This window comes from Streptomyces sp. NRRL F-5755 (genome assembly GCF_001279365.1).
Taxonomy (GTDB): domain Bacteria; phylum Actinomycetota; class Actinomycetes; order Streptomycetales; family Streptomycetaceae; genus Streptomyces; species Streptomyces rimosus.
This window is the reverse complement of sequence record NZ_LGCW01000047.1, coordinates 74,203-98,059: the sequence shown is the minus strand read 5'-3', so window position 1 is coordinate 98,059 and position 23,857 is coordinate 74,203. Positions and strand designations below refer to the sequence as shown.

The following is a 23,857-nucleotide window of genomic DNA, read 5'->3' as shown; positions in this document are numbered from 1 at the left end:
ACGTAGGAGTGGGGGACGGGGTGGGTGTGGGGGTGGGCTTGGGCGGCCTGGTCGGTGAGGGCGTCGGAGTAGGGGTCGGGGTCGGGCACTGCCACTCCCAATCCCAGCCCGGCCCCCAGTCCCAGTCCCAACACCAGTCCCAGTCCCCACACCAGCCCCGGCCCCAGCCCGGCGGCCTCGGCCGGCCGGTCGGCGGCTGCACCGGCGCGTCCACCCCGGCGCTCGCGCAGGCGTCGGCGGGCCGGGCCGGGGCGGCAGACGGCCGGGCGTGGGCCACCGCGGGCGCCGACAGCACGGCGAGCGCCACCAAGAGCGGTATCAAAAGCGCAGGTTGGACGCTGCGGAAACGTTGCGATCCCTTCACGTCGTCATGCTGCGCAGGCCGGACCGCCATCAGCCGCCGGGCGGGCCCGATTCCCCCGAACGGATGGAATACCGTACGGTCGCCTGCGTGAGAGCAGCCGACGTGTTCGCACCCCGCACGTACGCCACCGCGGTCCCGTACGAGCTCTTCCGGGAACTGCGCGCGACCCGGCCGGTGTGCTGGATCGAGGAACCGGCGGTCGACGGCTGGCCCGCCGGGACCGGCTACTGGGCCGTGCTGCGGCACGCCGACGTCAAACACGTCCTGCGTACGCCCGAGATCTACTCCTCGTACCTGGGCGCGACCCAGATCCGCGACCCCGACACCGAGGAGGACCTCGCGTTCGTCCGGGCGATGATGCTCAACCAGGACCCGCCGGACCACGCGCGCATCCGGCGCGTCGTCGCCGCGGCCTTCACCCCGCGCGCGGTACGGGAACTGGCGGACGTCATCGACGCGCGGGCGCGGGAGCTGGTGGCGGAGGTGGCACGGGCGGGCGAGGCGGACTTCGTGACCGTGGCCGCCGACCTGCCGGTGTGGACGCTGGCGCACGTCATGGGCGTCCCGGAGGAGGACCGGCAGCTGCTCTTCGACTGGTCGAACCGCGTCATCGGCTACCAGGACGACGCGTACGCCACCTCCAGCACCGCCGACCCCGCCCGCCTCAGCCCGATGGGCCGGGCCGCCCTGCGCCACCGGGCCGCTCCGGCGCTCCGCCCGGACGGACGTCCGGTCAACCCGCGCTCGCGCCGCGCGCTGGCCGACATGTTCGCGTACGCCCACGCCCTGGCCGAGCACCCGCGCCCCGGCACCGTGATGGCCCACCTACGGGAAGGCGGCCTGACCCGCGCCGAGTTCGAGAACACGTTCTTCCTCTTCGCCGTGGCCGGCAACGAAACGCTGCGCAACGGCATCCCGGGCGGCCTGCTCACCCTCCTCCGGCACCCGGACCAGTTCGCCCGCCTCCGCCGGGAACCGGAGCTGACCGACAGCGCGGTGGAGGAAATGCTGCGCTACTGGCCCCCGGTGATCGACTTCCGCCGCACCGCCACCCGCGACACCGAACTCGGCGGCCGGCACATCCGCCGCGGCGACAAGGTCGTCGTCTACCACGCCTCCGCCAACCGCGACGAAACCGTCTTCCCCACCCCCGACCACTTCGACATCACCCGCACCCCCAACGACCACCTCAGCTTCGGCTTCGGCCCCCACTTCTGCCTGGGCAGCCACCTCGCCCGCCTCCAGATGCGAGCGGTACTGCGGCATGTGCTGGAGCGGCTGCCGGGGCTGGAGCTGGCGGGGGAGCCGGTGCGGTTGGTGTCCAACTTCCAGAACGGGTTGAGGCGGTTGCCGGTGCGGGTGAGGTGACCCGGCTACCGCACGAACCCCGCCCGGACGGCGTGGGCTTGCGACTTCTGAACATCCATTGCCCGGAACGGCCGACGTGGAGTAGGCAGTCTTCATGACTGATCCTTTGCCGGCCGAGCCGGAAGCGGGAGACCAGGCGTTCTACCGGAGCCTCGGTGAAGGCCGCTACGAGAGCAGTTCCGCCACCGCGGGCCCGTGGAGCCCCAAGACCCAGCACGCCGGTCCGCCCTCGGCCCTGCTGGGCAGGGCGCTGGAGCGGCACGAGGCCCGGGAAGGGTTCCGTGTCGCGCGCGTCACCGTGGACCTGCCGCGCCCGGTGCCCGTCGCCGACCTGCACGTCCAGGTGCGCACCGTCCGTGCCGGCGGGCGTACGGAGCTGGTCGAGGGCGAGCTGACCTCGGGCGGCGAGACGGTGATGCTCGCACGGGCGTGGCGGGTGGCCGCCGCCCCGGCCGACACCCCGCGCCTGCGCCCGGAGACCGAACCGCCGCCCCTGCCCGGACCGCAGACACCGCAGACCATGGCCGCTGCCCACCTGGACGGCTACATCGCCGCCATGGAATGGCGCTTCGAGCCCGGGAAGAACTTCGACACCCCCGGCCCGGGAACAGCCTGGGGTCGCCAGCGCATCCCCCTGGTGGCCGGCGAACCCGACACACCCCTGACCCGCGCACTCACCCTGGCCGACAGCAACTGGGCGGTCGCCTTCGAACTCGACCACGTCCGCCAGTTCGTCATCAACACCGACATCACGCTGGCACTGCACCGTGAGCCGGTCGGTGAATGGTTCTGCATCCGCTCGGCGACGGCAGCCAGTCCCGGCGGGTCGGGACTGGCTGCCGGTCAGCTCTCCGACGGGGCCGGGGACTGCGGCCGCATCCTGCAGACACTGCTGGTCGCCGACCGCTGACGATTTACACCGAGATATTGGGAGCCCCCTGTGCCGCTCGTCACGACCCCGGGCGGAACCCGGATCGCCTGCCAACTCCGCGGCGAAGGGCCCGTACTGGTCCTGCTCTCCGGCCAGGCCAACAGCCACCACTGGTGGGACGGCGTACGGGAGGACTTCCACACCACCCGCAGCACCCTGACCCTCGACTACCGGGGCACCGGCGACAGCGACGCGCCGGACGCCCCGTACAGCACCGGTCTGTTCGCCCACGACGTGATCGCGGTCCTCGACGCCCTGAGGATCGACCGCGCGGATGTCTACGGCACCTCCATGGGCGGCCGGGTCGCCCAGACACTGGCCGCCCACCACCCGGACCGGGTCCGGGCTCTGATCCTGGGCTGCACGTCCCCCGGCGGCCGGTACGGCGTCGAGCCGAGCAACACCGTACGCCGCTCGCTGGCCACCACGGACCCGGCCGCCGCCCGACGAGCCCTCGCCGAACTCATGTACACCCCCGCCTGGCTCGCCACCCACCCCGGCCCCCACCAGACCTTGGGGGACCCCACCATGCCGCCCCACGCCCGGCGCCGGCACCTGGCCGCCAGCCGTGACCACGACGCCTGGAAAGCCCTGCCCGGCATCCGCGCCCGCACCCTGGTCCTCCACGGCACCGACGACCTCCTCAACCCCACCGCCAACGCCCCACTGCTCGCCGACCGCATCCCCGACGCCCGTATGTCCCTGCTGCCCGGCGCCCGGCACGCCTACTTCGAGGAGTTCCGCGAAGTGGCGAGCCGGATGGTGCTCGACTTTCTCGACGAGGCGGAGAAGGCCGCGCAGCGCTCCTGAAGGCCCGGCACGGCCCCAAAGGACGGAGCGGGGGGCTGCGGCGGGTGCTGAGACTTCCCGGATTGGTTGACCTGAAAACGTACTAGGACGCCTGGATCTGGCCAATGGGGACAACTTCGGTAAGTCTGCTTTGACTCTCCATAAGCCCAGATTAAAGACTTCGCTGGCGTTCGTTCTGTACATGTCCAGGTCGCCCGTACGGGGGGCTAGAGGGGTTCCTGAGAACAAAAATGCATAACAACAGCACACGTCCCGTGCGTCCCGGTTCCGCCCGCGCACGGCAGCTCATCACGCGCGGGATCGTGACCGCCACGGCGCTGGCGGCCGTCACCGGCATCGCCGCTCCGGCCGGTGCCTTCGCGGCTCCCTCGGGCGCCGCGGGAGCGGTGGCCGATGTCACCCGCACCACCCCGGAGCAGCGCATCGCCGCGGCCTCGAAGCTCGGATTCGAGCCGGCCCCCGAGCAGTACGCCATGAGCGACCGCGACTTCATCCTCGTGCTGTGGTCGAAGGCCAAGGACGCCGGCGGCAAGTGGGAAGCGATACGCCTGGCCGCCGAGGAGGCCTTCGCCAGCGCCTCCGCCGACGATCACGTCCGCTTCATCACCGACGGCGTCCGCGAGGCGTTCGACATCGATGCGAAGCGGCAGCAGGAGGAGGCGGCCGAGGACCGCAAGGCGCGCACCCTCAAGGCGCAGGCGCTGATCGCGATCGGCATCCCCACCAGCCCCGAACTTCTGGGGCTCAGTGACGAGAACTTCATCCGCGCGGTCATCAAGCACCAAGCCACCACGCCGGAGGTCAGGAAGGCCGCTGACCAGGCTCTGGGAGAAAAGGACCCGGCCGTCTGGCGCGAGTTCATCACCAACGGCGCTCGTGAAGCCCACGACCGCGACACGGCGAACGAGCGCAGGGAGCTGGAGCAGAAGGACCGCGAGAAGGCCCAGCGCCAGCAGGAGCTGGACGCCCGCCGGAGCGCCGGCGCGCTGTTCGGCATCGTGCCTTCCGAGGCCATGCTGAACCTCAGCGACGACAACTTCATCCGCGAGCTGATCAACCGGACTCCGGCCGAGGCCCAGGGCACCGAGCTGTTCGCCGCGGCCCAGAAGGCGCTGAACAGCTCCAGCGCGGCGGACTGGCGGACGTTCATCCACACCGGCGCCGACCACGCCTTCAAGCGCGACGCCGAGATCGACGCAAAGAAGCAGGCCGACGAGACCCGCCGGAAGGTCCTCGCCATCCAGGCCCGGGCGGCCAAGACCGGGGTGCGCCCCAACCTGGTCGCCGCGGCGGAGAAGGCGCTCCAGGGCACCCCCGAGGACGTCTCCCTGTTCTTCCGGGAGGGCCAGTTCCGTGCTCTGCGACAGTCCCTCCAGGCCTCCAGGCTGAGCGGCTGGTTCATCCGCCAGTCCAGCGTCGACGGCGGCAACACCTTCCTGACGCCGGTCGGCGTCAAGGGCAAGGAGTCCGACCGCGAGGACGCCACCTGGATCGTCCAGGACGCGCTGGCCACCGACATCGAGCCCGGCTGCTTCTCCTTCGAGTCCGCACGCAAGCCCGGCTTCTACCTGACGCTGAAGGACTCCCGCGTACGGATCGCCCCGGACGACGGCAGCGCAGAGGCCAAGAAGGACGCCACCTGGTGCGTGCACAAGGGCCTCACCGGTGCCGGCAAGTCCTTCACGTCCATGTCCAACAAGGACGCCTATCTGCGGCAGTACAAGGGTGACCTCTATGCGGCCGTCAAGGGCGGCAAGCATGGCTTCGAGGCGGCCAAGGACTTCGAGCAGGACGCCACGTGGAACCTGTCCACCCCGCTCGCTGGCTGACCGGCCCGCCTGAACCACTAGACGTCACCGACGTCACTACCTTGAGAACAAGAACGGAATTCACGATGTCTCGGTCCATCCGAGCCGCGCTGGCCACCGCCGCCGGTCTCACCGCGCTCGTCGGTGGTACGGCCACTGCCCACGCCGCCCCGGTCGCCTCCGCACCGGCTCTGGCGAAGCTCCAGGCAGCGCACAGCGGTAAGTGCCTCACCACCACCAACGGCAGCTTCAACAACGGCGCCAACGCCGCGCAGTCGACCTGCGTCGACGGCCTTGACAACCAGGTCTTCGAGCTCGCCCCCGCCGGTGACGGAACCTTCGAAATACGGGCGAAGCACAGCGGCAAGTGCCTCGAAGTGCGCGGCGGCGGCACCAAGGCGGGCGACAACGTCTGGCAGTGGTGGTGCGGCGAGGGCGACCACCAGCGCTGGCGGTTCCGCCTGGTCGAGGTCGCCAAGGAGCTGTTCGAACTGCGCCCCGAGCACGCGCCGAACCAGTGTCTGGACGTCTACGACAGCCAGACGGCGGACGGTGCCAACGTCACCCAGTTCACCTGCAACGGCGGCGACAACCAGCGCTGGCGGATCCTGCCGGTGGCTGGCTGACGCGTCGCCTGCCGACCGCGTACTCCTTGACGACAACACTGTGAGAAGAAGAGAGAACCACACGATGGCACGGATCACCCGAGCCACGCTGGCCACTGCCGGCATGGTCGCCGCGCTGGCCGGCGGCACGACCACCGCTCACGCGGCAGGCACCACGCCCGCCCCGGCCGCGGAAACCGTCCAGTTCCAGCTCGCCGCCACCGGCAAGTGCCTGGACACCTCCCCCTACACGGCGGGAGACCAGACGAAGGTGCAGCAGCTCACCTGCAACGGCACCGACGCCCAGAAGTGGCGCGTCGTACCCGCCGCGGAGTCCACCTTCGAGCTGCGGAACATGGTCAGCGGACGGTGCCTGGAAGTGCGCAGGTCGCAGCCCCAGTCCGGTGCCGAGGTCTGGCAGTGGCCCTGCTCGGGCGAAAAGCATCAGCGCTGGACGTTCGGTCTCCTGGACCCGATCAACAAGCTCTACGAGATCCGCCCCACGCACACCGGCGACCAGTGTCTGGACATCGGCCACGCCCAGGACACCGAAGGTGCCGCGGTCTGGCAGTGGAAGTGCAACCAGGGCATCGCTCAGCAGTGGCGCATCCTGTCGGTCAAGTAGCCAGCCCGGCCGTGCCGTTCGGGCACGGCGGACACCTGCCGTGAAGAGACGGTGCCGCACCGGTCCGCCGGTGGCGGCATTGTCCTCACGTTCTTCCACGTAACCGGTCGCAGCACGGGATGTGCGTGCTGCTCGCCGAATTTTTCTCCGAGGGGACTTGAGTGAGACGTCAGTGGTGGATCGCCCAGGCGTTGACGTGCGGCGTACTGGCCGGTGCGAGCGCTGTCGCGGGCACGGCGCCGGCCTGGGCCGACGCTCCGGGGGGCGTCCCGGCTGCTCATGGCGTGACCTTTGCTCAGGACTCCGACGCGGCCGCGCTCATGGCCGCCGAGGCAGCCGAGCGGGCCCGCAAGGAAGTGCTGGGCTATGCGATGACCAACCCGTACGCGGAGGTCCGCATGTCGGCCTGGAATGCCCTGCGGAGCGATGACCCGCAGGCGATCGAGAAGTGGCTGGCTCCCGATGGCGGCTATGCTTTCGCCCGCACCCGGGCTCGTAGTGTCAGGGCTCGTAACAAGGCCTACATCGAACGGGTCATCCGTACGCACCCCGCGAGTTACTCCCCCGAGGTGCGGGCCGCCGCCGAGGAAGCGCTGAAGGGCAGCTTCGACGAGCAAGCGGAATTCGTCCGCACGGGATACGCCGAGGCCCAGAAGCGTGACCGTGCCAAGCGTGATGCCAGTACGCAGCACAAGCAGAAGGTCGCTGCCGCCGCTCGTGAATACGTGAGACAACTCGCCGAGGAGGATCCGGGCGAGCAGGTACGGACGGCGGCGCAGTGGGTGCTGCGGCCCGGTGCCACGGACGACGACATCGCGGAGTTCTACGGGTACGGCTGGGCGTCCGGCGCCACGCTGGATCTGGAGAGCCACCGGTCCCGGATCGCGGACGAGGAAACGCTCCGCCATGACAAGCTGACCCGTCTGATCAAGGTGGCGGTGGCGGCCGAGGAGGCCGTCAAGGGTGCTGCCGACGCGGCGCAGGCCAGGGCGAACGCGGAGCGGGCCTGGGAGGCGGTGGCCGGGCACGCCGACGCCGCACGCAAGGCGTGGCTGGCCGAGCAGGCCGCCGCCGAGACCCAGTCGAAGAACTGGCGGGCCATCGCCGAGAAGGCCAAGACCTCTGCCGACGACCTCTGGAAGAACATCGCGGACCCGGCCACGGCCACCGGCGACGCGTGGGCCAAGGAACTGGCGGGCGCCGTCGAATCGGCCACCTTCTGGCAAAACATGTTCGACCGGGCCATGGAAGGCGAGACCCGGGTCAAGGGCTGACCCCTGCCTCGTCTCCAGTACCGCACTTCCCGTCTTTCCCACCCATGCCCTGCCCTGCTCGAACGCTTCGTGTGTACGGGCAGGGCAGGGTCCATTTCTGTATCCGTTGACTGAGGGGGTTCTTCCCTTGATAGCCAGATTCCGGCCCAGAGCCGGAAAACCACGCATGGGCGTGACCGGAACCATGAGCAAGGCCGTCGCCGCGGTGGTCGCCATGGCGGTGCTGGGTACGACGGCGACCGAAGCCGTCGCCGCCGCGCCCGCCAAGCCCGCTGAGAAGTCAGCGTTCGCCCAGGCGATGTCGACGCTCGACGCAGCGGTCGCGTCACTGCCGAAGCCCGCCGCCACGACACAGGCGCCCGCCAAGTCCACGCTGGAACGGCTCAGCGCGGAGCGCGACCGGCAACTGGTCGAGGACTATGCGGACGGCGACCCCGAAGAGGAGGTGAGGGAAGCCGCCAAGAAGGCCCTGGAGAGCAACGACCCGAACGCGATCCGGGAGTTCCTGGAGCACGGCGAGGCCGAGGCCCGCAAGCGCGCCAAGGAGAAGAAGGAAGACCACGACGCCGAGAACCGCAAGAAGATCGAGGCGATGCGCGGCACCGGTGGGCCGCACTTCAACGCCGAGGTCGAGCGTGTTCTGGGCCCCAAGGCCACGGCCAAGGACCGCGCGGCCTTCCTGGCCTACGGTGCGCAGATCGCGCGGGACGAGGACGCGAAGGACGAGAAGACCGCCAAGGAGCACGCGGCAGAACTCCGCAAGCGTGTGGAGATGCTCGCCACGGTCGGCGGCCCTTATGTGCAGGCGGCGGCCAAGGCCGCGCTTGCCACCGGCGACGATGCGGCCATCACGGAGTTCCTGGAAAAGGGATACCTGGTCGCCGCACAGAAGGACGCCGACGACCAGGCGGCTCAGGAGAAGGCGCTGAAGGAGGCCCAGGAGGCCGCCGACAAGCTGGCTGAGCTGGCTCTCAAGACCAAGCGCGCGGCCGAGGCCCGTACCAAGCTGATCGGCCACCACGGGGAAGCCGTCAAGGCCCTCAAGGACGCCTCCAACGCCATGACGTCGGCCGCCACGGCCGCACGTCAGGCCGACCGGATGCTTTCGGCCGACCGGGCCGGCAAGCGACTGTCCTCGTACGACGAGGTCAAGGCCGAGGTGGCCCGCCAGGTGAAGTACGCGACCCAGGCGACCAAGGCCGCCCAGGTCGCGGCCGCCCAGGCCAAAATCCAGGCCGACATCCTGGTGGAGACCGGGCTGACCCACGGCACCGAGTGGTCCGAGGTCGCCTCCGGCATCGCGGCGGCCGCCGACGCGGCGGTCAAGGCGAGCGAGACCGCCCAGCACGCCGTGGACGCCACGGCCGCCGACGCCGCGGCGCTCAACTCCAAGAACGCGGCCGAGGCGCACGAGCAGCAGGCCAAGCAGTGGCGCGCCAACGCCGAGCAGCACGCCAAGGCGGCGGCCACGATGGCCGCGGCCGCCGAGAAGCAGGCCAAGATCGCGGCCGACGCCGCCGCCCGGGCCAGGACGGCCCGTATCGAGGCGGAGAAGGCCGAGGCGGAGGCGTGGGAGCACGCCAAGAAGACCCGAGCGGCCCGCCTCGAAGCCGAGCGGCAGGCGAAGATCGCTGCCGAGCAGCGGCAGATCGCCGAGCGCGAGCGCAAGCTGGCCGCCGAGGCACGTGCCCGCGCCGAGAGCGAGCGGGACGCCGCCAAGGCGGCACGGGCCCGCGCGGAAGCCGAGGCCCGTACCGCCGCGTCGCTGCGGGCCAAGGCACAGGAGTCCGCCGCCACCGCCGCCTCGGCGCGCGCGAGCGCCGCCGAACAGGAAGGCATCGCCGCCAAGGCGGACGAGAAGGCACGGGGCGAGGAACAGCGGGCCCACGAGGCCCGGGACAAGGCGCACCAGGCCGAGCAGAACCACCGGGCGCAGGAGGCCAAGGCCCAAGCCATGGAGGCGGTGGCCGCCTCGGGGCGCGGCTCCCTCGACTTCGCTGAGGCCCGGACCGCGGCGAAGTCCGCCCGTCAGGACGCCGACGCCGCGGGCGTGGCCGCCACCCAGGCGCGCAGCGCCGCCGACGGCGCCAGTGGCGCGGCCGTGCGCTCCCGCGCCGCGGCGACCGAAGCCGCCGGGCACGCCGCCCGGGCACGTGCCGCGGCGGCCGAGGCCACCGCGCACGCTGCAGCGGCCAATGCCGCCGCGAACAAGGCCGAGGCTGCTGCCGCTGCGGCGAACGCCGCGGCGAACAAGGCCGAGTCTGAGGCCGCCGCCACGCACGCCGCGGCGCAGCGCGCCAACGCCCAGGCTGCCGAGGCCACCGCCCAGGAGGCCCGCGCGGGCATCGCCGCCCACGAGTCCGCCCGCCTGGCCGATCTGGCCATGCGGGAGGCCAAAAACGCCCTCAACGCAGCGAACCGCACCAAGGAGGAGGCCGAAGGCGCGGTCCGCGAGGCCGCGATGGCCAGGCTTCAGGCCACGACCGCCGTACAGGCATCCACTGCCGCCCGCAGCACTGCCGCCGGCATCGCCGACCCGGCCAACACCGCCATCGAGATGACCGCGCCCTTCTCCGGCTCGGACGTCGACGCGGACTTCGCCGCGCAGGTGGCCACGGCCGCCCTGGAGACCGGCAAGGAGCAGGTCGAATCGGCCGAGGCCAAGGCCGCCGAGGCGCTCAAGGCCGCCAAGGCCGCCGAGGACGCCGCCAAGCGGGCCAACGCCGAAGTGGCACCGGCCTTCAAGGCCGCCGCCGATGCTGCGACCTCCGCGGCAAACGCGGCGCGTTCGTCCGCCAACGCCATGAAGTCCGCCGCCCAGGCGGCCGACGACGGCGCCAAGGCGAGGGCCGCCGCGGCCAGCGCCAACAAGGCCGACGCCCAGGCCCAGGCCGACGCCAAGGCCGCCCGCCAGGCTGCCAACCAGGCCTACGCCGACGCCAAGGCGGCCCGCGAAGCGGCCACCGCAGCCGAGGCCGAGGCATCCCGCGCCCGCGGCGCCGCAGCCGAGGCCACGCAGCACGCCAACGCCGCTGCCGCCGCCGCGACCCAGGCCGAACATGACGCCTCGGTCGCCCAGGGCGCCGCCAAGCAGGCCGAGAGCGACGCCGCAGCCGCCAGCAAGCTCGCCGACTCCGCCGAAGAACACGCCAAGTCGGCGGAAGGCTTCGCGAAGAAGGCCAACGAGTACGCCCAAGAGGCGAAGGAATCCGCCGTGAAGGCGGAGGCTTACGAGCGGGAGCAGGAGCGGAAGAGGCGTGAGGAGTCGCTCAATGATGCAGGCAGCAAGGGCGAATACGGGCAGCTGAATGCGGGCGAGGAAGCAGCTCTCAAGGCAGCCGGCATAACGCCCGAAGAGTACAAGGCAGCTCTCGACCTCGACGACGCGGGGTTCCTCGGTTTCCTCAAGGAACACGGCGCCGAAATCTTGGAGAAGCTCCTCGGCCTTGATGACGTCAAAGCGTGCTTCACCAAGGGAGACATCGAGGCTTGCATTTGGACGCTCATCGGGGCGCTTCCCTGGGGCAGGGCTTTCCAGGCCATCAAGGAAGCCCCAGCGATCGGTAAGGCCATCTATCGGACTGTCACGAACATCGGCAAGTTCATTGAGGAGTCCGACAAGGCGAAGAAGCTGATCCGCAAGAGCAAGGAGATCATCGAGAAGTTCCGGCGGACTCCCTGCGCCAAGAAGAACAGCTTCACGCCGGAAACTCCGGTGGTGATGGCCGACGGTTCACGTAAGGCCATCCGAGACATGCGAGTCGGTCAGCAGGTTCTCGCTACCGATCCGACAACCGGCCGGACAGAGGCGCGCGCTGTCACCGACGTCATCGTCGGCGAGGGACAGAAGCACCTGGTAGAGGTCACCATCGACACCGATGGCGCAGTTGGAAACGCCACCGGAACACTCAAGGCCACCGACGGCCACCCCTTCTGGTCTGCGAACCGTAGCCAGTGGGTGGACGCCAAGAACCTCAAGGCGGGCGACCGTCTCCGCACCGTCAACGGTGACCTGCGCAAGGTCGTCGGCACCCGCGCCTGGACCGAGGTTCGTCGGGTCTACAACCTCACTGTGGCGGGCATCCACACGTACTATGTGCTGGCGGGCGCGACTTCCGTACTTGTTCACAACTGCAACTTCAATCGCGACACGGAGGCCGCGAGGCTTCCGGCTTACCGAGAAGGGGGCCCGACTTCCGGTCGTGCTGTTGCCGGGGACGGTGCTTCATACGATCTGGTCAGCGGCAATACAAAAGAAGACGCCGCTTTGATCGGTTGGGTCAACGACACGCTTCGCCAACGAGGCATCTTGCCTGGATCGTCCACCTCTTGGCGGGCCAGTGATGTCGAGCAAAAATTCGCTGCCATCATGGCGCGAGACGGTATCACGGATGCAAATCTGGTGATCAATTTTCCGACCGGTCCGTGTACGGTGAGATTGGGATGCGATCAGGTGTTGGACGCCCTACTGGGCAGCGATCGATCGCTTACACTGCATTGGCAGGAGCCGGGTGGCGCCTGGAACAGTCGGAGATATGGGAGGCGTTAATCATGCAGGCTCGCGCTGAAGCGCGGTATCGATTGGATCACGGCGAGAAGCCGGCACTTCTCCATACGGCTGAGGAGGTCGATGCGTTGATCGACTCGCTCCTGACTGGTCCTGTTCATGAGAACATGGCTCAGATCCATTCCCTGGAACGAGAGTCCATGCCCTCTGGATTCCCCGATCACGAACTGCTGGTTGGGGTCGACAGGGACCTCCAGGTGGGTGTCATCGCGTACTTGGATTCTGATGGAAATGTAGTGACGTTGGGATCACCCGGTCGGTCTGGCCCTGTGTATTACATTCAGGGACACATGACGGAGTTTCCCGCCAATTCAGAGATCCCTATTGATCTTGTTCGGCGAGGCGTAAAAGAGTTTCTGTCTTCGGGAGGGCGGCGTCCGGCCTGTGTTCAATGGCAAGCGGCGCAGGCCTGAAGATCCCGGTATATGGAACTTACACTGTTGCCCCGCAGAGGGCATTCTGTGGGGCAACAGTGGTTATAGAGCCGGAATAGAGTTAGGCGTTCGATAGGGCTGCGTGCCGAGCCGCCTGCTTTCAAAGCATGCAAGGTTAAATATTCACGCAGAAGCCCCACCGAAAGAGATTTCGATGGGGCTTCTGCGTCGTTTCGGCAACGCTTACGGCAACGTCAGCGGACGACGGCTGTGGCGGGGTGGGGGCGCCAGGGTCGTCGTTGGTTGCATCGAGGGCGTTGCCGAGGAGTTCCTTAATGACGACAAGGTCGACGCCCTGACGCCGCACGGACCGAACTCGGCGGCACCGTGCGGACGGCGATGTTGGCGAGCCAGCCGCAGACCGTGCCGCCGTGGTACGCCGGGTTCTTCCCGAACGTCGCCTCGTTCCGGCCAGGTGGGCGTCGCTACTGACCACCGATGCGGGGGCCCGACCGGTTCACGATGATCAGCGCGTCCTAGCCCTCCTTGGCGCTGCAGGGGGCGCCCCTAGCGGAACCGGTGCCGGGGCGTCGCTGCCGTGCGCTGTAATCGGCGGGCAGGGGCGGGGCACCGACGTCTGGCCGCCGCCCCGCCTTCAGGGCCCGAAAGCGGGCCGATCTCGGCGAACCCGCCGTACGGTCACCGCGCCGCTGATGTACTGGCCCTTCAAAACCATCAGAGGAGCCGTGCGTGACCTACAGCAGGGACTACACGGTGGTAGGGCGGGGCGCTGGTCCCGCTGGTCCCGCTGGACCTGCGAACGCGAGGGCTGCGGGCAGACCGGTACGACGCGCGGCGACCAGCACGACGACTTCGCCGCTGTCCACGGTGCCCGCCACCAGCAAGAGGCCCGCCACGAAGCTCTCGTCAATGACGCGGTCGCCGTGCTCACCGACGCTAGGGAGGTGCTTGGCACGGCACAATCCGATGGCGCGGCATCGGGGCTCGTCACGCCCCGCCCCGATGCCGCGCGTAGCGCGCTGGCAGGTGGCGCCGAGCTGGTTGAGGTGTCGAAGTCGGGAGTGCCGGATCAAGCGCAGTCCACTGACGAGTAGACCGAGGATGAAAGGCCCACCGGATTCACCTTCGTGGTAGCTCGACAGGGTGAATCCGGCGGGCAGGCGGCAGACGCAGCGAACTGTGGGCTCACCGCATCAGAGCGGTGCGTGACAGTGGTCACTCGTCGAGTTGGGTTGCAGCTTTCGGCTCCTTCGGGCGGTGCCCGCCCGCTCGCTTGCTGAGCACCGCTTCACTCACCCCCGCACAGCCAACGAAACCCCGAACCTCCCCTCCCCGTCAGTCCACCACCGCCTCATCTCAAACCCAGCACCCCCCAACTCCTCCCGCACCCCCTCCTCCCGGAACTTAGCCGAAATCTCCGTCCTGATCTCCTCACCCTCCCCAAACGGCACCGCCAAATCCAGCGCCGGAACCTTCACGGTCAATTCCTTCGTCGCCCGCAGCCGCATCTCGATCCACTCCCGCTCCGCGTTCCACAGCGCCACATGCTGGAAATCCGCCGGATCGAAGTCGGCTTCCAGTTCCCGATTGATGACGTTGAGGACGTTCTTGTTGAACTCGGCGGTGACGCCGGTCGGGTCGTCGTAGGCGGCTACGAGGGTGGCCTCGTCCTTGACCAGGTCGGTGCCCAGGAGGAGGGCGTCGCCGGGGGAGAGGAGGTCGTGGGCGGAGCGGAGGAAGGTGGCTCGTTCTTCGGGGAGGAGGTTGCCTATGGTGCCGCCCAGGAAGGCCAGGAGGCGGGGGCCGGGGGTGCCGGGGAGGGCGAAGCCCTGTTGGAAGTCGGCTACCAAAGCGTGGACCGTCAGGGAAGGGTGCAGGGCGAGGAGGGTTTCGGCGGCGGAGGTCAGGGCGGTTTCGCTTACGTCGACCGGGACGTAGGTGTGCAGGGCGGTCAGGGCCGCTATGAGGTGGCGGGTTTTGTCGGAGGAGCCGGAGCCGAGTTCTACCAGGGTGCGGGCGCCGGTGGCGGCGGCGATTTCGGACGACCGGGTGATGAGGATTTCGCGTTCGGCGCGGGTCGGGTAGTAGTCCGGCAGTGTGGTGATCTCGTCGAAGAGTTCGCTGCCGCGGGCGTCGTAGAACCACTTGGGCGGGAGCTGTTTGGGGGTGCGGGTCAGTCCGTGCGCGACGTCGGCGCGGAGCGCGGCGGTGGTGGCGTCGGCGGGCAGGGTGCGGGTGACGGTGAGGGGACTCACGCGGCGGGCTCCTTGAGCGGGGTGAGAAGGACGTCGGTGGGCGTGGCCGCGAGCAGCGTGTACGGCGGGACCTCGGTCCAGTGGGGGGAGGCGTCGTACGGCTCGGAGGCGACGGTGGTGCTGCGGCCGGGTTCGGCGAGGTAGAAGAGGGAGTCGCCCCAGGTGGTCGCGGCGATGGTGGCGCCGTCGGTCAGGAGCAGGTTCAGCCGGGCGCCGGGAGCGGCGGCGGACACCGCGGCGACGGTGTCGGCCAGCGCCTCGGCGGGGTCCATGCCGGCGCTGAGGCGGTGGTGCACCAGTGCCCACAGGAAGGCCGAGTCGCAGCGGGCCTGGAGGGACAGCAGCCGGTGCGGCGGCAGGTCGGCGGCCAGGTCGGCCAGGGAGCCGGGCCAGCCGGGCACCGCACCGTTGTGGCTGAACAGCCACGGCCCGTCGGCGAACGGCGCGGCGGCCGCCTCGGCGTCCGCGCCGGCGAAGGTGGCGTCCCGTACGGCGGCGAGCAGCGCGGTGGTGCGCACCACCCGGCACAGGTCCAGGACGCCGGTGTCGGCCCAGATGGGCCCGGCCCTGCGGTAGCGGGCGGGAACCGGGTCGCCGGGCGCGTACCAGCCGATGCCGAAGCCGTCCGCGTTGACCGTGCCGTGGACCTGGTGCCGGGGCTGCCAGGACTGGCGGTACAGGCCGTGGGAGGGCCTGGTGATGAGGTCGCCGATCGGTACTTCCGGCCCTAGATAGGCGAGATGACGGCACATCAGCCTCGCCTCCCGGGGCCGTGTGGAGCCGCAGGCGTGTCCTCCGGCGGTGCCGACGCCGGGGTCGGTGCCGATGCCGGCGCCGGGGCCCTCATGCGCCCGCCGTCCCGGCGTCCCGCGCGGTGCGGAAGCCGGAGAAGATCTGGCGCCGTACCGGCAGGTCCCAGTTGCGGAAGGTGCCCCGGCAGGCGACCGGGTCCACGGCGAACGAACCGCCGCGCAGCACCTTGTACGGCCCGCCGAAGAACACCTCCGAGTACTCGCGGTAGGGGAAGGCGGCGAAGCCGGGGTAGGGGAGGAAGTCGCTCGCCGTCCATTCCCATACGTCGCCGATCAGTTGGCGTACGCCGAGCGGTGACTGGCCGTCCGGGTAGCTGCCGACGGGAGCGGGGCGCAGATGCCGCTGGCCCAGGTTGGCGTGTGTGGAGCCGGGGTCCTCGTCGCCCCACGGGTAGCGCCGGGACCGGCCGCTGGCCGGGTCGTGCCGGGCCGCCTTCTCCCACTCCTCCTCCGTGGGCAGCCGCCGTCCCGCCCACCGCGCGTACGCGTCGGCCTCGTACCAGCTGACGTGCAGCACCGGCTCCTGCGGCGGCACCGGCTCGGTGACGCCGAAGCGCCGCCGCAGCCACTGCCCGCCCTCCCGGCGCCAGAACAGCGGGGCGCGCAGCCGGTGTTCGCGTATGTGGTCCCAGCCCTCGGGGGACCACCAGCGTTCGTCGTCGTACCCGCCGTCCTCGATGAAGTCCTGGTACGCGCCGTTGCTCACCGGTGTGGTGTCGATGAGGAAGGACGGCAGGAGGCGGCGGTGTGCGGGGCGTTCGTTGTCCAGGGCCCACGGCTCGGTGGAGGTGCCCATCGTGAACGGCCCGCCGGGGACGAGGACTTCGGTGGGCAGGATGCCGTCGGAGGTCACCGGCGGCTCGGGGGCCGTGAGTGCGGCCGGGCCGCGGCGCAGCTGGTGCGTGATGAGCATGGTCTCGTCGTGCTGCTGCTCGTGCTGCGCGATCATGCCGAACGCGAAGCCGGAGTCGAGCAGCGGCTCGCCGCGCAGCGGGCTGCTCTCCAGTACGTCCAGCACCCGGCTGCGGACGTCCGTGACGTAGCCGTGCGCCTCGGCGGGCGGCAGCAGCGGCAGGGACGGGCGCTCGGCGCGCGGGTGCTCGAAGGCGTCGTAGACGGAGTCGATGTCCGGGCGCAGCGCGTCCCGCTTGCCGACCGCGCGCAGCAGCCACTGCTCTTCCTGGTTGCCGATGTGCGCGAGGTCCCACACCAGCGGGGACATCAAGGGGGAGTGCTGCGCGGTGAGGTCGTGGTCGTCGACGCAGGTGGTCAGCAGGCGGGTGCGGTCGCGCGCGGCGAGCAGCGCGCGCGCCGCGCGTTCCCGGAGCGATTCGGGATCGTGGGTCACAGGCTGTCCTTCCCAGGGGTGAGCTCGTCCTCGTACGCGGCGTCCGTTGCCGCCGGTAACCCGGTGGGCGGCGCGGGCACGGCCGGCCGGGGCGGCGGCGCGGCGGGCGCTGGCTCGTCGTCCGCGTACGCCCCCTCCAGCAGGTCGTCCGCCGGGCAGCGCCCGCGTGCCACGTACCGCTCGGTGAACCGGGCGACCGCGCCGGTCACCTCCGCCGAGGCGCCCAGCCGGGGCAGCGCCTCCTGCGCGATGGTGAAGCAGGCCAGCGCGGCGGCGTGCAGCTCGGGATCGGTCAGCGCGCCACGGGTGGCGTGCCGCCACAGCGGGTTGCGCGGCGCGGGACGCGTGCCGGCCGTCTCCGCGAGCGGCTTGACCACGCGGTACGCGCTCTCGGCGGCCTCGGGGTCGTCGAACAGCGCGGCCGTGACGGCCAGCGGCACGATCCAGCCGCCGTCCCCCGGCTGCGCGTCGATCATGCGCAGTTCGAGGTGCCCGCGCGGCCGTACGGGCGGGAAGAGCGTGGTGACGTGGTAGTCGAGGTCCTCCGCGGTGGGCGGGCGTGGCGCGCCCGTACGGACCCAGTCGCGGAACGTCAGCCCCTCGGGCGCGTCCCACGGGCCGTCGTCGCTGCGTACGCACATCACGGGCGCGTCCAGGACGTACCCGGCCCAGGCGGTGCGCGGATCGGGACCGTCCGGCGGGGCGAGGGTGCGGGCCGGGTCCATCTGCGACCACACCAGCTGGCGGGTGGAGCGGTAGCCGGTCGGGCAGCCCTCGCTGACCGGCGAGTTGGCGAACGCGGCGACCAGCACCGCGCCCAGCAGGTGCGCCAGTCTCCAGCGGCGGCCGAGACCCAGCGGACCCGGCTCCTCGTGGCCGGCGTCCACGCAGACCTGTACGGAGGCGGTGCCGCACATCATGGACCGGCCGGCCGCGCCCCAGCGGTCGAAGTACGCCTCCATGGTGGTGTACCGGGGATCGGTGAGGACCCGGTGCGGGGGGTGCCAGGGGTTGTGGCCGTGACCGGCCATGCCGAGGCCCAGCTCCCGCATGGCGGGACGCACCAGTGCCAGGTCGGCCGAGACGGCCTCGATACAGGCGGTGAGGGAGGTGGCGGGCAGCGAGCTGAGCTCCAGCTGGCCGCCGGGTTCGAAGGTGAGGGCCGACCGCAGGGGGAGGGCGCGCAGTGCGGCGGCCGCTTCGCGGTGTCGTACGGGGTCGACGGGACATCGGGGGTTGCGGGCGTCGTGCACGAGCCATTCGATCTCGACGCCTATGTGGCGAGGTGGTCCGGTCTTGAAGCAGATGCCCCGCAGGTGGGCCTCCAGCTCCGCCTCCGTGACCGCCGGACGTGCAGGCATGGGCTCCAACTCCTTCGGGCCGGGACGGCGGCTGCCGTCCGACGGCGGAATTGCCGCCCTCCACCTAATCGGGTGCGGGCGGTGCGCTCAAGGGCACATTCTCGTCGGCCGGGCGCCGGTGCGCGAGGGCACGCACCGGCTCCGGGCCGCCCGGAGGGCCCGCGCGGCCGCTGCTGCCTGGGAGTTTTCGGGGAGGAGGAAGATGCCGGTGGTTCGGTTCTTTGTGCGAATTTGGGATGCGGTCAGGTAGGGACCGGTGTCCGCTTCGGGCCGTACGGCGTCGAACCGGCCGGTGTCCCCTGCGGGCCGTAAGGACCCGTGCCCCTCCACAGGCCGTACGGCGTCAGTACGCTTCCACCGCCAGTTTGACGGCGAGCCCCAGCCCGGCCAGGGCGATGCCCACCCGCAGCAGTGCGGTGGGAAGACTGCGCGCGAGCGGTGGGCCCAGCCAGGAGCCCAGCAGCAGGCCCAGCGCCAGCGGCAGCGCGTCGAACCACGACACGGTGCCGAACAGGACGAAGCCGGCCGCCGCGACCAGGTCCGCCACACCGACCAGGACGTTCTTCAGGGCGTTGCTGCGGAGCAGGCTCTCGGACGTGGTGGCCAGCAGCAGGGCGAGCATCACCACCCCCGAGGCAGCGGCGAAGTAACCGCTGTAGAGCGCCACCGCGAACATGCCGAGGACCGTCAGCCATGTGGTGCTCTCCGGCGGCTTCGGCTCGTCGCTGCCGGGGGTGTCGCGGGCCGGCCTCCGTACGAGGATGGCCACCGACGCGCCGCCGACCAGGAACGGCACCACCCGCTGGAACACCCCCGGCGGGGTGGCCAGCAGGAGGGCCGCCCCGGCCGCGCTGCCGAGGACGACCACCAGGCCGAGCCTGAGGAGGGCGGACGACTGACCGGACAGCTCCCGGCGTGAACTGGGAACGACGGTGATGTTGCCGATGGCGAGGGAGACCGTGTTGGTGACATTGGCGGTCGTCGGCGACAGGCCGGCGGCGAGCAGCGCGGGATAGGAGAACAGCGACGCGAGTCCCGCGACGGTTCCCGTCAGTCCCGCGGCCACTCCGGCCGCGGTCAGCAACGCGAAGTGTGGGATCGACAAGTGGGGGGCTCCGGGGGTCGGGGATCGGGCGGCCCGCCCGTGAGGGCGAAGCGGTACAGCACGGTCGGGTCGCCGGGTGACACGGAGGAGGGCAGGGCCTGCGTCGACGTGTCCGGAACGGCATGGTAGGTGCGGGCGAGTTCCCGGACGAGCACGGCATGCGCAGGGTCGTCCGGGCCGGCCGGCGCTTCGAAGACCTCCGCGCCGTCGCGGCGGACGCTCCCGGCCATCGCGGCCATCAGGGCGAGCGCCACACCGGCCTCCTCCTGGAGGGCGACGAGATGCCAGGCCACGTAGGTCCGGGGGTCCGCGGGTCTGCGGTAGCCACCGAGGAATCCGACGACGGCTCCTGCCCGGTCGGCCACCATGGACGTACGGGCGAAGTCGCGGCAGCAGATCCGGCAGGCGGCTCGTGTGACGGGGGAGGCCGACCGGCGGGCGAGGGCGTGCACCTCGTCCGTGTCGGCCACCGTGGGGTGGCGGAACGTCAGGGCGCGGGCGCCGTACGACGTCCCGTGCCGCTGTGACGCCACCGGGTGGGCCCGTTCCACGGTCATCGACGGCCTCCGGCAGGTGCGGCGGCCCGGGGCGCTGTGCTGCCTGCGCGGCGGACCGAGGCAGGGGCCAGGAGCTGCCCCAGGCCGGTACGCGCGGCAGGAAAACCGAGACGGCGCGCCAGGTCCCAGAGCACCGCCTGATTACTGGTCACCACGGGACGCCCGACCAGGGCCTCGATCCGGTCGATGACGGGCGTCACCCGCAGCGAGGTGCAGCAGACCAGCAGGCCGTCGGCGCGCGGACCGCAGGCGTGGCGGGCCGCGCGGACGAGGACATGGGGCGGGACGCGGCCGATGTGCGCGTCCTGGGCGAGCTCCAGCCCGACGACATCGGCCACCTCGAAGCCGGATGCGCCGAAGTGGCGGGCGATCGCCACGTTCAGCTCGCGCACATTGGGCGTGAGGATCGCCGGCCGCCGGATGCCGAGGTGCCGCATGGCGGCCGCGGCGGAGCTGACCGGCGTCAGGCACTGCACCGCCGGGTGCGCCGCCCGCAGCAGCCGTTCCACCTCCCCGTGCCCGATCGCGGCGGCGCCCGCGGTGCAGCCGTAGACCAGCGCGTCCAGGCGTCCGCCGGGCAGGATGGTCCGTGCCGCCTCGGTGATCCGGTCCCTGGTGGCGCACAGGGACGCCGCGGTGATGGGTTCGGTGTTCGCCAGCCGGGTGGTGCACAGCCCCACGCTCGGCGGGAGCAGGCTCCTGAGGGTGTCCTCGATGTTGGCGTCGGTGGCCAGGGCCAGCAGCCCCACGGTGCCGTCCGGCGTGGCGTCCTCGAAGGGGATGCCCGCCCGGTCGGGATAGGAGTTCACGGCGGCCGTGTTCATGCCGGCCCGGCGTTCTCGCGGACGGTGATCCGGTGGATGACCCGGCGATAGCGGCGCGTGTTGAACGTGGACGCGGCATGGACGACACGGCGGTTGTCCCAGAGGACGACATCACCTTGCTGCCACCGGTGGCGGTAGACGAATTCCGGCTTGGTGGCCGCTTCGGTGACTTCGCGGACGAGGCGCCGGCCCTCCTCCTCGTCCATGCCGACGGCACCGATACTCATCCGCGCGCCGAAGTACAGGGCTTTGCGGCCGGTACGCGGGTGGCTGCGCACCAGCGGCCATTGCTGCGGCGGTTCCTTTTCGAGTTCCAGTTCCGCTTCGCTGATGCCCTCCGGCTTTCCGAGTTCGCGCAGATAGTCGTTGACGCCCTTGACGGAATGCAGCAGCCGGACCTTGTCGTAGCGGCGCCGCGTTGCGGGATCGAGCGCCTCGTACGCGGAATAGGTGCACGCGAACAGCGTGTCGCCGCCGACCGGCGGGACCTCGACGCCGTACATCATGCTGATCCAGGTGGGCACGGCGTACTGGGAATGGTCCGCGTGCCATTCGAGATCGCTGATGTCCGCCTCGTCCTCGTGACCGGAGTAGTCCGGCGCGAACAGCACGGCCCTGTCGGCCGGATTCCCGATCACGAAGATCTCCGGATGGCCGGTCCTGCGGTCCTCGAACCGCGGCGGGATGTCCAGTTCCCCCAAGGCCCGGCAGAACCGGACCTCCTCGGCCGGGGTGAGGCTCTGACCGGGGACGATGAGGACCCCGTACCGCTCCAGCGCGTCTTCGAGGGCCTCGACGGCCGCGGGCCCGGGAGGCTGCCGCATATCGAGTCCTTCGACCCGGGCACCGATGACCGCGTCGGCAGGAATGACCTTGAACGGGGCCGCTTCGCGGTGTCCGGGCCGCTTCTCCCGCAGCATGTCCCCGGCCAGTTCCCAGATTTCCGGGCGGGCTTCGCGGAAGGTGACCGTACGGTCGTCCGGTTGCTCCCACAGTGTGGCGTCACCGGCCACTATCCGGTTCAGGCATTCCACGACCACCTGGGCGCACAGCTCGTTGACCGCGTGCACCAGCCGCGGCACCGTCGCGTCCGGCACGGGCGGCAGCGGGCGGGACACGATGACGGGGCCGCGGTCGATACCGGTGTTGATGAGATGCGCTGTGGCGCCCTGCGGAAGGTCGTGGATGACCGCCCAGATATAGGGGGTGTTTCCGCGGACGTCCGGCAGCATTCCGGGATGGGTGTTGACGATGCCGTACGGAAGGGTGCCGATCACCTCCGGCTTGAGAATGCGGGTGTCGCCCAGCACCGCGAGGTGGAGATCGTGTGCCAGCAGCGTGCGCCGGGTGATGGCGTCGTTGTGGCTGTCCACCGTCACATAGGCGATGCCGTGTTCGGCACACATTTCCTGACTGGTGGTGGGCGGTTGGAAGCCGGGCACGCCTTGTAATACGTCGAGTTGCGCACGGCGTCCCCGCGTGGCCAGTGTGGAGGTCTCCTCGATGACGATGGCGGGCACGAAACCGGCCGCCAGCAATTCCTGGAGCATCAGGTCGCCTCGTGGGTGCGCGGCGAGGTTGAGGAAGGCGAAACGCAGGTCCTGTGGTGTCGAACAGTCCGGGATCGTGAAGGGCCGGGGCGTTGCCTGTACGTCGTGCTGGATCGCGTGGTTCACCGGTGGATCTCCTGTCCGTACGTGTGGTGCGGGGGCCCGCCGTGCCGCGGCAGGCCGAGCGCGTCGGCCACCCGGCGCGCGTGGGTGTCGGCGTCACCGAACGCCGGAGCGGCGCTCAACGCGTGCTGGAGGTACAGGTGCAGGTCGTGCTCGGCGGTGAAGCCGATCGCTCCGTGCACCTGGTGCCCGAGCGCGCACACCCTCTGGTACGCCTCGCTCACCCACGTCTTGGCGCAGGACACGGGCAGGGCCACCGCCTCCGGGCCGTGGTCGCCGGACCCGGAGGCCCGGGCGCCGGCCAGGTGCCGGATCGCCTCGTACGTGATGAGCCGCGCGCTCAGCACGTCGACCGCCATATCGGCACAGTGGTGCTGGACCGCCTGGAAACTGCCGACCGGCCGGCCGAACTGGCGGCGTTCGGTGGCGTACGCGAGCGTCAGATCGAGCACCCGCTGCGCGCCGCCGACCATCTCCGCGCAGGTCGCCGCGGCGCCGAATGCTTCGAGCGCCTGGATCACCTCGTCTCCCCGGCCGATGCGGCCGAGCACCGCGTCGGAGGGCACGGTCACGTCCTTCAGGCGCAGCCGGTACCGGGGGACCGGTCCGATGACGCGCAGCGGGGCGATGTCGATGGCAGCGGCCTGTGCCGGGTCGAGCAGGAAGACGGCGGGCCCGGTGCCGGCGTGTGCCGCCACGAGGACGGCGTGCGCTGCCGCGGCGAAGGGTACGAAGGTCGCCGTGCCGTTCAGCGTCCAGCCGTCGGTACGGCGTGTGGCCGCGATATCCGATGCCGTCGCCGCCGTCATGGGCCGGCCGGCGGCGATGGCCGGCAGCCAGGCGGCGCATTGCTCTTCGGTGCCGAACCTGCCGATCGTCATCCCGGCGCACGCCGTGGTGACCAGGAACGGGCTGGGCACCTGGGCGGCTCCCAGCTCCTCCGCCAGCAGACAGCTCTCCAGAAAACCCGCTCCCAGTCCGCCGTGCCGTTCGGGGACGGCCAGTCCGGTCCACCCCAGGTCGGCCATCTGCTGCCACAGCTCACGGGAGTACCCCTCGCCGGGGCCGTCCCGCACGGCCCGTACCCCGGCGGTCCCGCTCCGGTCGCGCAGCAGTTTCCGCGCGGTGGTCCGGATCATCTCCTGTTCGTCAGTGAGCGTCAGGTCCATGACATG

Annotated in this window: 18 protein-coding genes; 9 read left to right on the top strand and 9 right to left on the bottom strand. The window is 70.6% G+C overall.

What is annotated here, in order from left to right; genetic code table 11:
* The first annotated feature begins 451 nt into the window (after window positions 1-451).
* The 9 genes from ADK86_RS08140 to ADK86_RS45615 all read left to right on the top strand — a co-directional run bounded on the left by ADK86_RS08140 (window position 452) and on the right by ADK86_RS45615 (window position 12,765).
* The gene (locus ADK86_RS08140; RefSeq protein ID WP_234345767.1) at window positions 452-1,732 is read left to right on the top strand and encodes a cytochrome P450; all 1,281 of its coding nucleotides are present in this window, start codon (window positions 452-454) and stop codon (window positions 1,730-1,732) included.
* 94 nt (window positions 1,733-1,826) lie between these two features.
* Window positions 1,827-2,642: a thioesterase family protein gene (locus ADK86_RS08135; protein WP_053695983.1), complete on the top strand. Its 816-nt coding sequence runs from the start codon at window positions 1,827-1,829 to the stop codon at window positions 2,640-2,642.
* A gap of 30 nt (window positions 2,643-2,672) precedes the next feature.
* Window positions 2,673-3,473 (top strand): alpha/beta fold hydrolase, encoded by an 801-nt coding sequence (locus ADK86_RS08130; protein WP_053695982.1) that lies wholly within the window; start codon window positions 2,673-2,675, stop codon window positions 3,471-3,473.
* A 302-nt stretch (window positions 3,474-3,775) separates the two neighbouring features.
* Entirely contained in the window at window positions 3,776-5,302 is a 1,527-nt protein-coding gene (locus tag ADK86_RS08125; protein WP_159393812.1) for an AbfB domain-containing protein, read from the top strand.
* Window positions 5,303-5,367: 65 nt separating this feature from the next.
* Entirely contained in the window at window positions 5,368-5,907 is a 540-nt protein-coding gene (locus ADK86_RS08120) for an RICIN domain-containing protein (protein WP_053695980.1), read from the top strand.
* 64 nt (window positions 5,908-5,971) lie between these two features.
* Window positions 5,972-6,511, top strand: coding sequence for an RICIN domain-containing protein (locus tag ADK86_RS08115; protein ID WP_053695979.1), 540 nt, complete (start codon window positions 5,972-5,974; stop codon window positions 6,509-6,511).
* 284 nt (window positions 6,512-6,795) lie between these two features.
* A complete protein-coding gene (locus ADK86_RS08110) occupies window positions 6,796-7,785 on the top strand; it encodes a hypothetical protein (RefSeq protein ID WP_234345766.1) in 990 nt (329 codons plus the stop codon).
* A gap of 166 nt (window positions 7,786-7,951) precedes the next feature.
* Window positions 7,952-12,334, top strand: coding sequence for a polymorphic toxin-type HINT domain-containing protein (locus tag ADK86_RS08105; protein WP_078951924.1), 4,383 nt, complete (start codon window positions 7,952-7,954; stop codon window positions 12,332-12,334).
* The gene (locus ADK86_RS45615; RefSeq protein ID WP_078951923.1) at window positions 12,229-12,765 is read left to right on the top strand and encodes an Imm1 family immunity protein; all 537 of its coding nucleotides are present in this window, start codon (window positions 12,229-12,231) and stop codon (window positions 12,763-12,765) included. Before ADK86_RS08105 ends, ADK86_RS45615 begins: the two co-directional genes overlap by 106 nt.
* Window positions 12,766-14,039: 1,274 nt before the next feature.
* Here ADK86_RS45615 and egtD read toward each other — a convergent pair.
* From egtD to ADK86_RS08055, 9 genes are all read right to left on the bottom strand, one after another.
* A complete protein-coding gene (egtD, locus tag ADK86_RS08095) occupies window positions 14,040-15,002 on the bottom strand; it encodes an L-histidine N(alpha)-methyltransferase (RefSeq protein WP_053695976.1) in 963 nt (320 codons plus the stop codon).
* Window positions 14,999-15,754, bottom strand: coding sequence for an ergothioneine biosynthesis protein EgtC (gene egtC / locus ADK86_RS08090; protein ID WP_053695975.1), 756 nt, complete (start codon window positions 15,752-15,754; stop codon window positions 14,999-15,001). The genes egtD and egtC overlap by 4 nt, the downstream gene beginning before the upstream one ends.
* Window positions 15,755-15,845: 91 nt before the next feature.
* The gene (gene egtB / locus ADK86_RS08085; protein ID WP_053695974.1) at window positions 15,846-17,162 is read right to left on the bottom strand and encodes an ergothioneine biosynthesis protein EgtB; all 1,317 of its coding nucleotides are present in this window, start codon (window positions 17,160-17,162) and stop codon (window positions 15,846-15,848) included.
* Window positions 17,159-18,523, bottom strand: a complete 1,365-nt coding sequence (gene egtA, locus ADK86_RS08080; RefSeq protein WP_078951922.1) for an ergothioneine biosynthesis glutamate--cysteine ligase EgtA — start codon at window positions 18,521-18,523, stop codon at window positions 17,159-17,161. The genes egtB and egtA overlap by 4 nt, the downstream gene beginning before the upstream one ends.
* A 343-nt stretch (window positions 18,524-18,866) precedes the next feature.
* The gene (locus ADK86_RS08075; protein ID WP_053695973.1) at window positions 18,867-19,628 is read right to left on the bottom strand and encodes a sulfite exporter TauE/SafE family protein; all 762 of its coding nucleotides are present in this window, start codon (window positions 19,626-19,628) and stop codon (window positions 18,867-18,869) included.
* The gene (locus tag ADK86_RS08070; protein WP_053695972.1) at window positions 19,601-20,185 is read right to left on the bottom strand and encodes a hypothetical protein; all 585 of its coding nucleotides are present in this window, start codon (window positions 20,183-20,185) and stop codon (window positions 19,601-19,603) included. Before ADK86_RS08070 ends, ADK86_RS08075 begins: the two co-directional genes overlap by 28 nt.
* Entirely contained in the window at window positions 20,182-21,009 is an 828-nt protein-coding gene (locus tag ADK86_RS08065) for a hypothetical protein (protein ID WP_053695971.1), read from the bottom strand. Before ADK86_RS08065 ends, ADK86_RS08070 begins: the two co-directional genes overlap by 4 nt.
* Entirely contained in the window at window positions 21,006-22,685 is a 1,680-nt protein-coding gene (locus tag ADK86_RS08060; RefSeq protein WP_053695970.1) for a TauD/TfdA family dioxygenase, read from the bottom strand. Before ADK86_RS08060 ends, ADK86_RS08065 begins: the two co-directional genes overlap by 4 nt.
* The gene (locus tag ADK86_RS08055; RefSeq protein ID WP_053695969.1) at window positions 22,682-23,851 is read right to left on the bottom strand and encodes an acyl-CoA dehydrogenase family protein; all 1,170 of its coding nucleotides are present in this window, start codon (window positions 23,849-23,851) and stop codon (window positions 22,682-22,684) included. The genes ADK86_RS08060 and ADK86_RS08055 overlap by 4 nt, the downstream gene beginning before the upstream one ends.
* Window positions 23,852-23,857: the final 6 nt, after the last annotated feature.